Here is a 14,765-nt window from a genome sequence, read left to right as displayed (position 1 = left end):
TATCGCCGAAGCGCAGCAAGCTTTATGCGGCTTTCAAAGTCTAGCGAGCTAGAGCGAGACAAGGCGAAACCCGCTGAGAAAGCGGAATGTACATGCGGTACATGAGCATTTCGAAGCGAGTTTCAACACCGTATCGCCGAAGCGCAGCAGACTTTGAACAGCTTCTTAGCTGAACAGCGTGCGCGCGCCCTCATACCGGGCCGCGAAATAACTGTTGTCCAGCCGCGCCACGCGGATGGAGCTATTGGTGCGCGGCGCGTGCACGAACTTGCCGTCGCCTATGAAGATGCCCATATGGGAGAACGGGCGATTCATGGTGTTGAAGAACACCAGGTCTCCAACCCGCATACGGCTGTCCGGGATGGGGCGAGCCACGCTGGCGATTTCGGCGGCGGTGCGCGGGAGCGTGACGCCGACGGCGTTCTGGTAGATGTAGCCGACCATGCCGCTGCAATCCAAACCGGCCTCGGGGTTGGTGCCGCCGAACTTGTAGTCCAGGCCCAGCAGGCCCAGCGTGTAGATGAGGATTTCCCGGCTGGCGCCGTCGGCTTTCAATCCGGAGAGGCTGAGGTCGCCGGAGGGACGGGGTTTTCGGCCGCCCGCCACCTTGGAGGGCGTGGTGCCGCAGGCGGCCAGCAAGCCGGCCAGCGACAGCAGCGCGGCGCCGCGCAGCAGCGCGCGCCGGTCCAGCGGCGAAGAAGGCGAAGGCGGCAGGGTTTTGCTCATTGTTGCTTTGACTCCAGTTCTTCCCAGCGCGCCAGCTTGTCCATCAGCAATTCGTCGATTTCCTCCACCCGGCGCTGCCAGGCGATGGCCTCCTTGGGCGTGTCGCGGTAGCAGTTGGGGTCCAGCAATTGCTGATTCAGGCTGGCTTGCTCGGTTTCCAGCGCGGCGATCTCGTCCGGCAGCGCGGCGAGTTCTCGCGTCTCATTGTAGGACAGTTTATTGCGCGCGGATTTGGGCTTGTCCTTGGCCTTTTCCTGCGGAGCGGCGGCTTCCCGGGGCTTTTCCGCGGGTTTCATCGCCGCCATGCGCGCCTTGGTGTCGATCCAGTCCTGGTAACCGCCTGGATATTCTTCCAGCCGTCCGTTGCCTTCGAAGGCGATCACCTGGGTGACCACGTTGTCGAGGAAAGCCCGGTCGTGGCTGACCAGGAACACGGTTCCCGAATATTGAGCGATCACGTCTTCCAGAAGTTCCAGCGTGTCGATATCCAGGTCGTTGGTGGGCTCGTCCAGCACCAGCACATTGGCCGGGCGGGTGAACAGCCGAGCCAGCAGCAGGCGGTTGCGTTCGCCGCCGGACAAGGAACGCACCGGGCTGCGCGCGCGTTGCGGCGAGAACAGGAAGTCTTCCAGATAGCTCATCACGTGTTTCTTCACACCACCGACTTCCACGAAGTCGTTGCCCTGGCTGATGATGTCGGCCACGCTGCTGTCTTCGTCCAGTTGCTCGCGGAACTGGTCGAAATAGGCGATTTCCAGCTTGCTGCCTTGCTTGACGCTGCCGCTGTCCGCGTCCAGCTGGCCCAGAATCAGTTTGAGCAGCGTGGTTTTGCCGGCGCCGTTGGGGCCGATCAGGCCGATCTTGTCGCCGCGCAGGATGCGGGTGGTGAAGTCGCGGATCAGGGTTTTGCCCTCAAAGCCCTTGCTGACGTGCTCCAGCTCCGCCACCAGCTTGCCGGAGCGCTCGCCGGCGTTAAGCTGAAAGTTGACCTGACCCACGCGCTCCCGCCGCGCCGAACGCTCGCGGCGAATGGCTTCCAGCCGGCGCACGCGGCCTTCGTTGCGGGTGCGGCGCGCCTCGATGCCCTTGCGGATCCACACTTCTTCCTGGGCATGGAATTTGTCGAAGATGCGGTTCTGCTCTTCCTCTATGGCCAGTTCTTCCGCCTTGCGCACATGGTAGCTGGAGAAGCTGCCCGGATAGCTGCGCAGAATGCCTCGGTCCAGCTCCACGATGCGGGTGGCGACGTTGTCCAGGAAGCGGCGGTCGTGGGTGATCAGCAGCACGCTGCCGCCATAGCTCTTGATCAGGGTTTCCAGCCATTCGATGGCGGATACGTCCAGGTGGTTGGTGGGCTCGTCCAGCAGCAGCACGTCCGGCTTGGCGGCCAGCGCGCGCGCCAAAGCCACGCGTTTTTTCCAGCCGCCGGACAGTTCGCTGATCCGCGCGTCCGGGTTCAGGTTCAGATGCGAGAGCGTGGAGGAGATCAGCGCGTCGAACTGCCAGCCGCCGCGGGCTTCCAGTTCGTGCTGGATATGCTCCATCCGCGTCAGCGTCTGTTCGTGGTCCGCGTCCGCCTGGGTCAGTTGATGGGTGACCTGATGGTACTCGGTGAGCAGGCTTTTCAAGTCGCCCAGGCCTTCGGCCACGGCTTCGAACACCGTGTGCTCCGGGGCCAGCTCCGGCTCTTGCGGCACATAGGCTACCTTGACGTCGCCCTTGATGTTGACGCGGCCGTCGTCCAGCGCCACCGCGCCGGCCACGCTTTTGAGCAGCGAGGACTTGCCGGCGCCGTTGCGGCCGATCAAGCCGACCACTTCGCCCGGCTCCAGCGCAAAATCGACGTTATCCAGCAATGCGTGGTGACCAAAAGCCAGGCAGGCTTTTTCGACGGTAATCAGAGCCATGGTGCGTGTTGTTTTCTGTATGGAAAAATGCACGGATTGTAACATGCCGGTCACGCTTCCACGCTTAGCGCCGCGTGGTTTGTGCTGTTACAATGCCGGCCAAACTTGAATGAAAGGCATGCTATGTACTTCGTTGACCGCTCGGTGGCCGTGATCAAACCGAAACAACCGTTCCTGGATTGGCTGAACCAGGCCCCGGACAACGACATGGATCTGGCGCTGGACAGCCTGCGCACCGACTGCACCGTGATCCTGCTGCCGGAGTTCGACGAGCCGGAAGAGGGCGTCGCCTACATCGACGAAATCTATGAACAATTGTTCAAGATGGAACTGGCGTCCTGGTACGAGGACGAAGAAACATGGCCCAAGGATCTGTCCTTGAAGGCCTTCTGGGAGTGGTTCGACGTGGAGATCCATTCCACGGTGATAGACAGCGTGGACGCCGACATCAGCAACAACCCGGCGCTGGATCTCTAAGCAATGAGCCGGCGGCAGCGGCTGGAGCCTTTCGGCTTCGAACTGAGGCCCTCCCGCCTCTGGCTGGCGCTGACGGCGGCCGCCGCCGCGCTGCTGAGCTGGGCGGTGATCCGCCACCTGCCGCCGGCCTGGCTGGCCGTGTTGCCGGTTGCGGCCTTCTTGCTCTGGCGGGCCTTGCACGCCGACGGCTGGGGCGACGCCGGCCGTTTCAGACGGCTGGAAGTGGACGGCCTGGGGCGTTTGCGCTTGTGGCGCGAGTCCCCTCTGCCGGCCAGCATGCTAGACGACTGCTTTGTCACCCCGTGGCTGACGGTGCTGAATGTGCGCATCGGCGGCCGTCGGCGCGCAGTGATGTTGTGGCCGGATTCGGCGCCGGCGGACGGCCGCCGCCGCTTGCGGACTTATTTGCTGTGGTTTCAAGCCGCGGACGATACTGAGACGAAATGACTGGACACAAGACTCTGGCCGAGTGGCTGAGCTGGCAGGAAAGCCTGCACGCCACCGCCATCGATATGGGCCTGGCCCGCGTGGAGCGGGTGCGCTCCGCAATGAATCTGCAACCGTCTTGCCCTGTGGTGATGGTAGCCGGCACCAACGGCAAGGGCTCGGTCTGCGCGATGCTGTCCGCGATGTTGCGTTGCGCCGGCTTCAAGGTGGGCACTTACACCTCTCCTCATATCCTGCGCTACAACGAGCGCATCGCCATTGATTTGGCCCCGGCCAGCGACGAGCGCATTGTCGCCAGCTTCGAGGCGATAGACGCCGCGCGCGGCGACACCTCGCTGACGTATTTTGAATTCGGCACCCTGGCGGCGGTGCACAGCTTCGTTGCGGAAAAGGTGGATGTGATCGTGCTGGAAGTGGGGCTGGGCGGACGCCTGGACGCGGTCAACATCTTTGAACCGGACGTGTCGGTGGTGGTCAGCGTGGATATCGACCATCAGGCCATCTTGGGCGACAACCGCGAGGATATCGGTTTCGAGAAGGCTGGCATTTTCCGCGCTGGCAAGCCGGCCCTGTGCGCGGACCCGAATCCGCCGCGGCGTCTGATCGAGCACGCGCGGGCCATTGGCGCGGATTTGAAGCTGTACGGGCCGGATTTCGGCTATCAGCGCATGGACAACCAGTGGTCCTTCCATATGGGCGACGCCCACCGCCACGCTTTGCCTCTGCCGGCCTTGCGCGGCGGTTATCAGATGATCAACGCCTCCGCCGCGCTGGCGGCGCTGGAGTGCTTGAAGCCTCGTTTGCCGGTGAGCCTGGGAGCGGTTAAGCGCGGCCTGCTGGAGGTGGAGTGGCCGGGCCGCTTCCAGGTGCTGCCGGGTCGCCCGGCGGTGGTGCTGGACGTGGGTCACAATCCGCACGCGGTCAAGGCGATGACGGCCAGCCTGAAACAGCTGCCGTTCGCCCGCAACCGGCTGGCGGTGTTCTCCATGCTGGAGGACAAGGATCTGGAGCAGGTGGCGTTTTTGGCGCGGGAAGAGTTTGACGCTTGGTTCGTCGGCGGCCTCGACATGCCGCGCGGCCAGAGCGGCGAGCGCATCGCCGCCAGGCTGGCGGAAATGGGCATCGCGCGGGTGCAATCCTTCGCCACGGTGGCGCAAGCCTGGTCGGCGGCCTTATCGCAGGCGGAGGAGAGTGATAGAATTGTCGTTTTTGGTTCCTTCCACACCGTTGCCGAGGTGATGGAAGCCCGGCAACACCCGGCTTGAGGAAAGCATGGCTTTATCCACCCACGAGGAGTTGATCCTGTTGCGTAAGCGCGCCAGACGCCGTCTGGTGGGCGCTGTGGTATTGGTTACCGTCGCCACCGTCGTTTTGTGGAATGTCGTGGGCCGCCTGCCCGAGCAGCAGATGAAGCCGGAATCCATAGAAGTGCTGGGCGCGGGCGCTTCCGCGCCGGCTGCCAATCACGCCGAAGCGCCGGCGGGCACCGTGCCGCCGCCGGCCCAGCCCGCTTCCGCGGCGCTGGCCGAAGTCTCGCCTGCGTCCAAGCCCGGCGCCACCGAACTGGCGGCCAATCTGTCTTCTATGACGCCGGCCATGCCGGCGGTGCAACCGGCCCCCGCGATCAAACCGGAGCCCAAGCCGGAAGTCAAAGCCGAGCCGAAAGCGGAAGCCAAGCCCAAACCCGAACACAAGCCGGAGCCAAAACCGGCCAAGCCCGAAGCCAAGCCCGAGCATAAAAAGCCTGAGATCAAGCTGGATGAAAAGCCGGCGCGCAAACCGGACCCGGCGGCCATCCTTGAGGGGCGCTTCGACTCGCTGGACAAGCCCGCGGCGAAGAAAGAGGAGCCCTCCGCCAAGAGCGAGGGCAAATCGGTGATCCAGTTGGCGGCGCTATCGGACCCGGAAAAGGCCGACGCCTTGAAATCCAAGTTGTCGTCGATAGGCGTGTCCGCCCATTTCAGCAAGGTGCAGACCAGCAAGGGCGAAGTGACCCGAGTGCGGGTGGGGCCGTTCAACAGCCGCGCCGAGGCGCAAGCCACTTTGCAGAAGCTGGCCAAGGCCGGCGTTAATGGCATTATCGTGACCAAGTAGCCGTCATGACCATCTTCGACTATATTGCCATCGCCATCATCGCCGGCTCCATCCTGGTGGCGATGATGCGCGGCTTGGTGGCCGAAGTGCTGTCGCTGGGTTCCTGGCTGATCGCTTTTTGGTGCGCCAAGCAGTTTTCGCCTGTGGTGTCGGCGTTTTTGCCTGGCGAACTCAGTTCCGAAGGCTTACGGCTGGTGGCTGGATTCGTGGCGGTGTTTTTCCTGGCCTGGCTGGCCACGGCCTTGCTGCGGGTCACGCTGACCGGCATGCTGGACAGTGTGGGACTGGGCGGAATCAATCGATTGTTTGGGGCGGTGTTCGGCCTGGCTCGCGGGCTGGTGCTGGTGACGGCCCTGGTTTTGGTGGGCGGCTTGAGCGATCTGCCGCGACAACCCATGTGGAGGAATGCCGTGCTCTCGGCGCCATTTGAATCGGTGGCCTTATCATTAAGGCCCTGGTTACCGGCGATGCTGGCCGATAACCTCCACTACACCGGGTAGCTGGTGAACAAGGCGGAATATCTTGATATCTTCACTTCAAGATTCCGCCTTTTTCTTTGTCTTGTTTTTTTGTCCGTTTCTTTAAGTTGTAGGGAAGAGAGCAAAAGATGTGTGGAATTCTAGGCGTGGTCGGTCAGGCTCCGGTCAACCAGTTGCTGTATGACGGTTTGCAGGTGCTGCAACATCGAGGTCAGGACGCCGCCGGCATCGTGACCACCAATGGCAAGACCTTTCACATGCACAAGGGCAGCGGCATGGTGCGAGACGTGTTCCGCACCCGCAATATGCGCTCCCTGCTGGGCACCGCCGGCATCGCCCACGTGCGCTATCCCACAGCCGGCTCCGCCTCCTGCCTGGCCGAGGCGCAGCCGTTCTACGTCAATTCGCCGTTCGGCATCGTGCTGGCGCACAACGGCAACCTGACCAATACCGAAGAGCTCAAAGCGGACATGTTCCGCCACGACCTGCGCCACATCAACACCAACTCCGACTCCGAGGTGCTGTTGAACGTGTTCGCCCACGAGTTGACCCAGCGGCTCAGCGGCAACGAGCTGAACGTGGACGCGGTGTTCGGCGCCATCGAAGCGGTGCATCGCCGCGTGCGCGGCGCCTATGCGGTGGTGGCGATGATCGCCGGTTACGGTCTGGTGGCCTTCCGCGATCCCAACGGCATCCGCCCTCTGGTGATAGGCACTTGCGTCAACAACGGCAAGACCGAATACATGTTCGCGTCCGAGTCCGTGGCGCTGGACTGTTCCGGTTTCAATCTGCTGCGCGACGTGCAGCCGGGCGAGGGGGTGTTCGTCGGTTTCGACGGCGAATTCCACGCCCGTAGCTGCGCCAGCGAAACCCGCCACGCGCCTTGCCTGTTCGAATACGTGTATTTCGCGCGGCCGGATTCGGTGATTGACGGCGCCTCGGTCTACCAGGCGCGCATCGTGATGGGCGAGAAGCTGGCGGAGAAAATCCGGCGCGCCTTGCCGGAACTGGACATCGACGTGGTCATGCCCATCCCGGACACCAGTCGCCCCAGCGCCTTGCAGCTGGCCAATCACCTGGGCCTGCCGTACCGCGAAGGCTTCATCAAGAACCGCTATATCGGCCGCACCTTCATCATGCCGGGCCAGGCGGTTCGCAAAAAATCGGTACGTCAGAAGCTCAATCCGGTGGCTTGCGAGTTCAAGGGCCGCAACGTGCTGCTGGTGGACGATTCCATCGTGCGCGGCACCACCTCCAAGGAAATCGTGCAGATGGCGCGCGACGCCGGCGCCAAGAAGGTGTATTTCGCCTCGGCCGCTCCGGCGGTGCGTTTTCCCAACGTCTACGGCATTGATATGCCGACTCGCGCGGAATTGCTGGCCACCGGCCGTAACGAGGCCGAGATCGCGGAAGAGATCGGCGCCGACGCGGTAATCTATCAGGATCTGTCCGCGCTGGAAGAAGCGGTCAGCAGCGTCAACCCCAAGCTGAGCAGCTACGAAACCTCCTGCTTCAACGGCGAGTACATTACCGGCGATATCACGCCGGCTTATCTGGACGCGATCGAGGCCGATCGGCTGGACGGCAAGGCGGGGGCGGAGCAGAGCGGCAGCGAGCAGATGATTGACTTGAACCTGAACGTGGCTGAACAGAATTTAATGTAATAGTGATTTAACTTCCGAACGGCGGCGGGCATTGCCCGCCGCTTTTTTGTCTGTCACCGCGACGCAATTTGGCGACAGCCACGCTGACAATGCCTGAGTCTTGCGGTATTTCGCTTGCCAAACCCGTTTCCCATATTGAATATTTGATGCCATAAGCCGATAAAAACCCGGCGTGTTAAAGCAGATGCGTAAACTGGTCTAAATTAATATGTATTTAAAACTGTTTACTTGTTAGTCTGCCTTTGACGCGCCTGATATTGAGGAGTGGATATGGATGACATTCTGGAGATGCTGGTTGCGCGGCAAGCCGCGCTGGAGAGAATCATCGAAGGCCTGGTACTGACCATGAGCCAGAGCGGAGCCATCAAGTTGCAGGACTATCTGAAGATAGGGCAGCTGATGCGGCTGAATAGCGCGGTTACGGATTCCATCGACGTGGCCGACAGCCTGCGCCGCATCAACGCGCGCTTGCAAACGCACGCGCAGGGCGGGCTGGATTCGATGAACGCCTTGTTGCGGGAAACCATGCTGTTCGCTCAGGCCGCGCCGCCGCAACGCGACGCGCTGCAACAGGGGCTGGGCGTGAGGGCGTCGCTGGAAATCAGCGCTCAGTTGGAAGAACTATTGCAGCGGCGCGCAAGGCGGCCGCGAAAATCGACTCGGGCCTAGCGCCGCATGAAACTAGATCTCTCGAACATGTTTACGATCTGCTGTGCGTTGTGAGGCCTGGCGCGGCGCGTACCGCTTCGAAATACCGATGTACCGTTGATACGCTTCGCTTTCTCAGCCATTTTCGCCTTGTCTCGGCGTGGCTTGGCCTGAGAGATCGTAAACACGTTCTCAGGGGAAACGCGTTGCGCGCGGGTCTCCCGCCGGCGCCAAGCGCAGATAGGACGCGCGAGACGGATCATGGCGGTCCACCATGATTTCCACCTTCTCGCCTGCTCTCGGCATATTGCCTAGATCTATCAGTTGTTCAATTGTCAGATCCCGGCTAAAGCCGTCCTGCCATACCTTCAATTCCAAACGCATCATCGGCACTTGGTTGACCAGCAAGCCGGTTTGGCGGATCGAGAGCACGTCGGCATTGAGCCTGATACCGTCTTTCACGCTTTCGCGCTGCCATGGACCGGACAGGCCGCGTAGTTGCGAGGTCCAGTCGAAAGAGCGAAACAGCAGAAAGCCGGTGATGGCCAGCGACAACACAGTCACTCCTATAGATAGGAGTACGGAAAAACGGATCCAGGACTCGAACATCGGCGTCTCCCTTGCAAGGCGCGGGCGGCGTTGGAGGCATGAGCCGTCGCCGCGGGCGAAACTGACAATATTAAGCACTTTATGGAAGCATGGGATTCGTTTGGAATGACAGAAGTTCCCGTGTTTTTTACGCGAAGAGCATCCGCCGCGCGCGCTCACGTCTGGGCGTCCCATTGCGGCCAGCCGTTTTTATTCCTTTGCTACATTCAAAATAAATACATTGGCATTTTTTGGGGGTGTAGTTCTTTGTCGTGTGACTAATTTGTCGTTGGAATTAAGAAATCGGCATATTTTCGGGAACTACCACAAAGGTGGTCAATCACAAAGTATTGCTTACTATAGAAGCAAGCTAGTCTTCACAATGTTTTAGTTAGCCCTTTCGTCGGCGGGAATTGCGCCGGTAGAGGGCCTCACCGGCTCCAGCCCGCCATTCGGAGAGATGGAGCCGACCCGAAGCAGTCGGCCCGAAGAAATGCCGGCGCTTCGCACATTGGCCAAGGCCAGGGGAAGAGAATCATGCCAAGACGTCCGTTGCTCTCGCCATTGGAGCGCGCCAGCTTGCTGGAGCCTCCCGAGGACGAATACGAGCTAGATCAGTTAACCGCTTTCAGCGAACAGGATTTCGCTTTGATTCAGCAGCACCGCGGCAGCGCCAATCGGCTGGGGGTGGCCGTGCTGCTGTGCTATTTGCGCCACCCGGGCATCGCTTTGGACGAAGGCTGCCAGCCTGCTCCGCGGTTGTTGCGGCGGGTAGCCGCCGCGTTGGGGGCGAGTGAGTCGGACTGGGAGCGCTACGCCACCCGCGATCAGACTCGGCGCGAACACCTAGTCAAGCTTTACTCTTATCTGGGCTTGAGACCTTACCGAGCCGAAGACGGCCAGGCGGTATTACGTCATCTGACCAGGCTGGCCAATCAAACCGATCAAGCGTTGACCTTGGCGCAAGCGATGGTGTCCTGGCTGCGAGAGCGCCGTATCGTTTTGCCAAGCATAGGCGTGATAGACCGCAGTTGCGCGGCGGCGCTGACCCTGGGATCGCGTCAAGTCTACGCTCGGCTTAACGACGCTTTGAGCAGCAGTCAGCGTGAACGGCTGGATGCTTTGCTGGAGTTGAGGGAGGGCGGAAAGCTGACGACATTGGCCTGGCTGCGGCTGAACTCGGACCGAACGCGCGGCGCGGCGCCGCAACTGGAGCGCTTGAGGGTGGTGGAAGCCTTGGCCTTGCCTACGAATTTGACACAGTTGGTGGGGCCGGCGCGGATGCTGGAGTTGGCGCGCACGGGCGACGGCATGAGTTGTCATGATCTGGCCGAACTTGAGCCGCAGCGCCGCATGGCCACGCTAGTGGCCATCGTGTTGCAGGCACGCGCGGCTTTGCTGCGAATGCTGCAGAACCTGGAAAAGCTGAAGGCGATCGATGCTTTATCGCTGCCAGCTGGCCTGCAGAACCTGGTGTCGCAACAGCGAATGGGCAAGCTGGCGACGGAAGGGCGGCAAATGAAACCCAAAGATCTGGCCAAGCTGGAGCCGCGCCGGCGCATGGCCACTTTGCTGGCTTTGGTATTGGAACTACGCGCCGCCCTGGTCAAGGAAATCCTCGATCTGCGTGAGCGCCTGGTGGGCAAGTCGTTGGAAGCCGGCGAGTTTGCTTGAGAAGACTTGATCAAGTACCGGATTAGGCCTGGACACAAATCTCATAGGCAATTGCAGGCAATAATAAACCCCGTCTTTGGCGGGGTTTATTTTTTTTATCGCCGGAAGGGAATTTAATAAAAATTACTTAACGCTTTTCAAATTAAACAATCGTTTATTTTATTGCTCTAGATTAGGGATAACCCTAATCTTGTTTTTGATTTATGCAGATAAGCCGTCAAGACGTGCTCAATCATCTAAATATGCTAACGTGCAAAAATTGCACCATTCCTAATAAGTGGTTTTTGTGTATCAAATGCAACAATGTTTGACCAAAATGTGAATTTGCACCTTGCGCTTTGCGGCGGAACATAAGCAGGCGTGCATCGATTTTTTAAGTATAGGCTTAATAAAACTGAAATGCGAGGCAGGCTTTCAGCAAGCTGACCGTTTATGCCAATTTACATTAAACAAATCACAATATAAAAAACTTTTCTCAAAATTATCCTAATAAGTATGTATTTTACACATTGCCCAGTGTCCGCATCCAATTTTTTGAGAAGGCCGACAAAGCTGAGTAAGGCAACGGGCGAGGCTATGCGAGCACGCACGTAAGCGAGCCTGCCCAGCGCTTGATCGCCTCCGTCAGCCTCCGTGGAAATGTAAAGAAAATCTGCAGCTTGTGAACAAGGTGTATGTTTTTAAAGCCTGATTAAAAGTAGGCTCCAATTAAGCCATGCACGGCGTTCTTGTCTTGTGTTTTTGTCTCCGACTCCCTTCTCGGAAAGCCTTGTCTTCAACGGCTTCGTTAAGCAATTTGCCGATTGCTTGCATGCGTGTCCGTCATGAAAAACAGCTTATGCATTTGTATTGGCGTGCGATTTTCCCCCATTTCCCCTTTGTTTACCGGTAAACCCGCCATCGGCCATTTGTTTGGACAGGCCCAAGCGTTTGCTTATAACTTTGTTCTCGAGTTTTTGTGAAAGGGCCCACGTATTTATCGGCGCCTTATTCAAAACATTGAGACTGTCCTGTGCAGGGCAGCAGCCAAGATAAAACTTTCGCCAGGAACGCTGAAACCATGAGCTATGTCACCGCCGATATCGCCTTGCCGGAAAGCCCTGTCTTGGATGAACTGGATTTCGACGCCGATTTTGCTCGCGTCGACGCCGCGATCTGCGAATACGACGCTGTGGGGCACGTTCCTCTGCGCAAGGGCGCGGAACCCTTCCATTGGACCAGCGTGGAAAGTACGTGTCGCACTTTGCTAAGCAAGGCGGCTGATGTGCGGGTAGGGGTCTGGCTGCTGCGCGCGGCGATCGCTCAGAGAGGCTTGGCCGGCGCGGCGGAAGGCTTGGCCGCGTTGGGCGCGATCGCGGAGCAGCCGCTGGAAAATATCCGCCCGGCTGGCCAGCCGGACGCGCCGGCGGGCGAAACCCATGTCTTGCATCTGGCCTGGCTGTGCGGACCGGCCTTCCTGCATCAACTGGCGCACAGCCGGCTAAGCGCGGACAGCGAGGTCAGCGTCGGCCAATTAACCAAGGATCCGACCGCTGCGGGGCCGGCGGCGCGGGAGCAGGCGCTGCGGGACTTATCCCGACTGCGCGCCGGCCTGGCCGGCTTGACGGATCTGAGCGAGAGCGAGGGTTTTGCCGAGCAGTTTGACTGCGCCGGTCTGATCGCCTTGCTGGATGAGCTGGAAGCGGCGCTGACACCGGCGCTTGCCGCGGTTCCCGAAGAGGTGCCCGGCTTGAGCGAGGCCGTCCCGGCGGCGCGCGCGCTGCCGGCCGGCGCCTTGAAGAGCCGAGAGGAGGTGGCGGCGGCGCTGGACTTGATCGTTGCGTATTTCCGCGAGCACGAGCCAGGACACCCGGCGCCGATCTTTCTGCTGCGCGCCAAGCGGATGTTGGGCGCGGGTTTTGAAGAGTTGATGGCGGAGTTGTTCGCCGAATCGGATGCGCTGGTGGCGAAATTGGATCGCCCCCGGTCTTTACAAGGGTAGTCAAGCAATATCAGGGAAAGGACATATGCCATGGCGCGACAGAAGGATGCGCAGAAGTTCATCGGGGAAAGCCGTGCGCCCCGCGTGCAGATCGAATACGACGTGGAAGTTTACGGTTCGCAGAAAAAGGTAGAGCTGCCCTTTGTGGCCGGAGTGTTGGCGGACTTGTCCGGCGACAACACCGAGCCGCTGGGCGCGGTGGAAGACCGTCGTTTTACCGAAATCGACGTGGAGAACTTCGACCTGCGGATGGCGCAGATCGCGCCGGAACTCAGCTACCACGTGAAGAACGTGATCACCGACGACGGAACCTTGATCCCGATCGACTTGAGCTTCGACTCCATGGAGTCTTTCGAGCCGGCGGAAGTGGTGAAAAAGATCCCAGAACTGGCGGTGTTGTTGGATGCGCGCAGCCAGTTGAAGGAATTGTTGACCTATATGGACGGCAAGGTGGCGGCCGAGGAGTTGATCGAGCAGCTGCTGAAAGATCTGCATTTGCCCGCGGACGATGCCGCCGCGCCGGGCGACGCGGTCCAAGCCGACGGGGAGGCGAAATGAGCACCCACGCCGAGATGCTGGCGCCGGCCGCGGCCGGGCAGACCGAAACGACGGTAGACGACGGATTGAAGGACATCCTGCGCCGTTCTTTCCGACCGCGCACCAATGAAGCCGCCGAAGCGGTGCAAAGCGCGGTGCAGACCTTGCTGGCCTATGCGCGCCGCAGCCGGGTGGTGGTGCGCGAAGACGTGGCGCAGACGGTGGAGCAACTGGTGGCCGAACTGGACCGGAAGATCTCGGAACAGCTCACTTTGGTATTGCACAACGAGCATTTCCAGAAGCTCGAAGGCGCGTGGCGCGGCCTGCACTACCTGGTGTCCAACACCGACACCACGGAGAACCTGAAAATCCGCTACCTGAACGTGTCGAAGAAAGAGCTGGGCAAGACCCTGCGCCGTTATAAGGGCGTGGTGTGGGACCAAAGCCCGATCTTCAAGATGATCTACGAGCAGGAATACGGTCAGTTTGGCGGCGAGCCTTTCGGCTGCCTGATCGGCGACTACCACTTCGACCACAGTGCTCAGGACGTGGCCTTGCTGACAGAGATGTCCAAGATCGCCGCCGCCGCGCACACGCCCTTCATCTCCGCCGCCGCGCCCAGCTTGCTGCAAATGGACGACTGGAGCGAATTGGGCAATCCGCGGGACGTGTCCAAGATTTTCACCGCCACCGAATACGCCTTCTGGCGCCGGCTGCGCGAAAGCAACGACTCGCGTTACCTGGCGCTGACCCTGCCGCGCTTCCTGGCGCGGGTGCCCTACGGGCCCAAGACCCAGCCGATAGAGGAGTTCGGTTTCGAGGAGAAGGTGGATCCCAACCGCGCCAGCGATTTTTGCTGGGCCAACTCCGCTTACGCAATGGCGGCCAACATCACCCGCGCCTTCAGCACCTACGGCTGGTGCACCAAGATCCGCGGTGTGGAGTCCGGCGGTGCGGTGGAAGTGCTGCCCAAGTTCGTGCTGCCGTCGCAGGATAAGGAAGTGGAGCTGCATTGCCCCACCGAGATCGCCATCTCCGACCGCCGCGAACATGAGTTGTCCGAATCCGGCCTGATGCCTCTGGTTTACCGCAAGAACTCGGACATGGCCGCCTTTATCGGCGCCAAGACCGTGCACAGGCCGGCGGTGTACGAGGACGACGACGCCACCGCCAACGCCAATCTGTCCTCGCGCTTGCCCTATATCTTCGCCACCTGCCGTTTCGCCCATTACCTCAAATGCATCGTGCGCGACAAGATCGGTTCCTTCAAATCGCGGGAAGACACTCAGCGCTGGCTCAACGACTGGCTGATGAACTACGTGGACGGGGACCCGAGCATTTCCAGCGAGATCACCAAATCCAAGCGTCCCTTGTCCGCGGCCGAGGTGCTGGTGGATGAACTGCCGGACAACCCGGGTTATTACCGCGCCCAGTTCTTCCTGCGGCCGCACTTTCAGTTGGAAGGTTTGACCGTGTCGCTGAGGCTGGTTTCCAAGCTGCCGTCGGCCAAGCAGGAGGGCGCCCGCTGAGAACCCGCTTCAGG

General features: G+C 60.4%; 14 protein-coding genes. 11 read left to right on the top strand and 3 right to left on the bottom strand.

All coding sequences use genetic code 11. The features are described from left to right. Positions 1 to 165 precede the first annotated feature (165 nt). Positions 166 to 726 (bottom strand): C40 family peptidase, encoded by a 561-nt coding sequence (locus MOV80_RS15030; protein ID WP_019102279.1) that lies wholly within the window; start codon positions 724 to 726, stop codon positions 166 to 168. Continuing rightward, entirely contained in the window at positions 723 to 2,633 is a 1,911-nt protein-coding gene (locus tag MOV80_RS15025; RefSeq protein WP_019102280.1) for an ATP-binding cassette domain-containing protein, read from the bottom strand. The genes MOV80_RS15030 and MOV80_RS15025 overlap by 4 nt, the downstream gene beginning before the upstream one ends. Positions 2,634 to 2,756: 123 nt before the next feature. Between MOV80_RS15025 and MOV80_RS15020 the strand changes: the two genes are divergently transcribed. From MOV80_RS15020 to MOV80_RS14990, 7 genes are all read left to right on the top strand, one after another. After that, on the top strand, positions 2,757 to 3,110 hold the full coding sequence (locus tag MOV80_RS15020; protein WP_019102281.1) for a hypothetical protein: 354 nt from the start codon (positions 2,757 to 2,759) through the stop codon (positions 3,108 to 3,110). 3 nt (positions 3,111 to 3,113) lie between these two features. Continuing rightward, positions 3,114 to 3,557 carry a protein YgfX gene (locus MOV80_RS15015; protein ID WP_043590671.1) on the top strand — a complete coding sequence of 148 codons (444 nt, stop codon included), beginning with the start codon at positions 3,114 to 3,116 and terminating at the stop codon, positions 3,555 to 3,557. Then, complete coding sequence (folC, locus tag MOV80_RS15010) at positions 3,554 to 4,822, top strand: bifunctional tetrahydrofolate synthase/dihydrofolate synthase (RefSeq protein ID WP_107731842.1); 1,269 nt, start codon at positions 3,554 to 3,556, stop codon at positions 4,820 to 4,822. The genes MOV80_RS15015 and folC overlap by 4 nt, the downstream gene beginning before the upstream one ends. Positions 4,823 to 4,829: 7 nt before the next feature. Next, positions 4,830 to 5,651, top strand: coding sequence for an SPOR domain-containing protein (locus MOV80_RS15005; RefSeq protein WP_019102284.1), 822 nt, complete (start codon positions 4,830 to 4,832; stop codon positions 5,649 to 5,651). 5 nt (positions 5,652 to 5,656) lie between these two features. Beyond that, on the top strand, positions 5,657 to 6,151 hold the full coding sequence (locus MOV80_RS15000) for a CvpA family protein (protein WP_019102285.1): 495 nt from the start codon (positions 5,657 to 5,659) through the stop codon (positions 6,149 to 6,151). 107 nt (positions 6,152 to 6,258) lie between these two features. Further along, a complete protein-coding gene (gene purF, locus MOV80_RS14995) occupies positions 6,259 to 7,794 on the top strand; it encodes an amidophosphoribosyltransferase (protein WP_039755384.1) in 1,536 nt (511 codons plus the stop codon). Positions 7,795 to 8,064: 270 nt separating this feature from the next. Continuing rightward, a complete protein-coding gene (locus MOV80_RS14990; RefSeq protein WP_019102287.1) occupies positions 8,065 to 8,463 on the top strand; it encodes a hypothetical protein in 399 nt (132 codons plus the stop codon). Between the two features lie 171 nt (positions 8,464 to 8,634). Here MOV80_RS14990 and MOV80_RS14985 read toward each other — a convergent pair whose 3' ends face one another. Continuing rightward, a complete protein-coding gene (locus MOV80_RS14985) occupies positions 8,635 to 9,051 on the bottom strand; it encodes a hypothetical protein (protein ID WP_198001669.1) in 417 nt (138 codons plus the stop codon). 516 nt (positions 9,052 to 9,567) lie between these two features. Here MOV80_RS14985 and MOV80_RS14980 point away from each other — a divergent pair. From MOV80_RS14980 to tssC, 4 genes are all read left to right on the top strand, one after another. Next, positions 9,568 to 10,704 (top strand): DUF4158 domain-containing protein, encoded by a 1,137-nt coding sequence (locus MOV80_RS14980; protein ID WP_081574567.1) that lies wholly within the window; start codon positions 9,568 to 9,570, stop codon positions 10,702 to 10,704. A 1,060-nt stretch (positions 10,705 to 11,764) separates the two neighbouring features. Next, a complete protein-coding gene (locus tag MOV80_RS14975) occupies positions 11,765 to 12,685 on the top strand; it encodes a type VI secretion system ImpA family N-terminal domain-containing protein (RefSeq protein ID WP_249605263.1) in 921 nt (306 codons plus the stop codon). Positions 12,686 to 12,715: 30 nt separating this feature from the next. Beyond that, positions 12,716 to 13,243, top strand: coding sequence for a type VI secretion system contractile sheath small subunit (gene tssB / locus MOV80_RS14970; protein WP_019102291.1), 528 nt, complete (start codon positions 12,716 to 12,718; stop codon positions 13,241 to 13,243). After that, positions 13,240 to 14,751: a type VI secretion system contractile sheath large subunit gene (gene tssC / locus MOV80_RS14965; protein ID WP_019102292.1), complete on the top strand. Its 1,512-nt coding sequence runs from the start codon at positions 13,240 to 13,242 to the stop codon at positions 14,749 to 14,751. The genes tssB and tssC overlap by 4 nt, the downstream gene beginning before the upstream one ends. Positions 14,752 to 14,765: the final 14 nt, after the last annotated feature.

The organism is Chromobacterium sp. IRSSSOUMB001, from assembly GCF_023507765.1.
GTDB classification, from domain to species: domain Bacteria; phylum Pseudomonadota; class Gammaproteobacteria; order Burkholderiales; family Chromobacteriaceae; genus Chromobacterium; species Chromobacterium haemolyticum.
The sequence above is the reverse complement of the archived record's forward strand: the minus strand, read 5'-3'. Positions and strand labels throughout refer to the sequence as shown.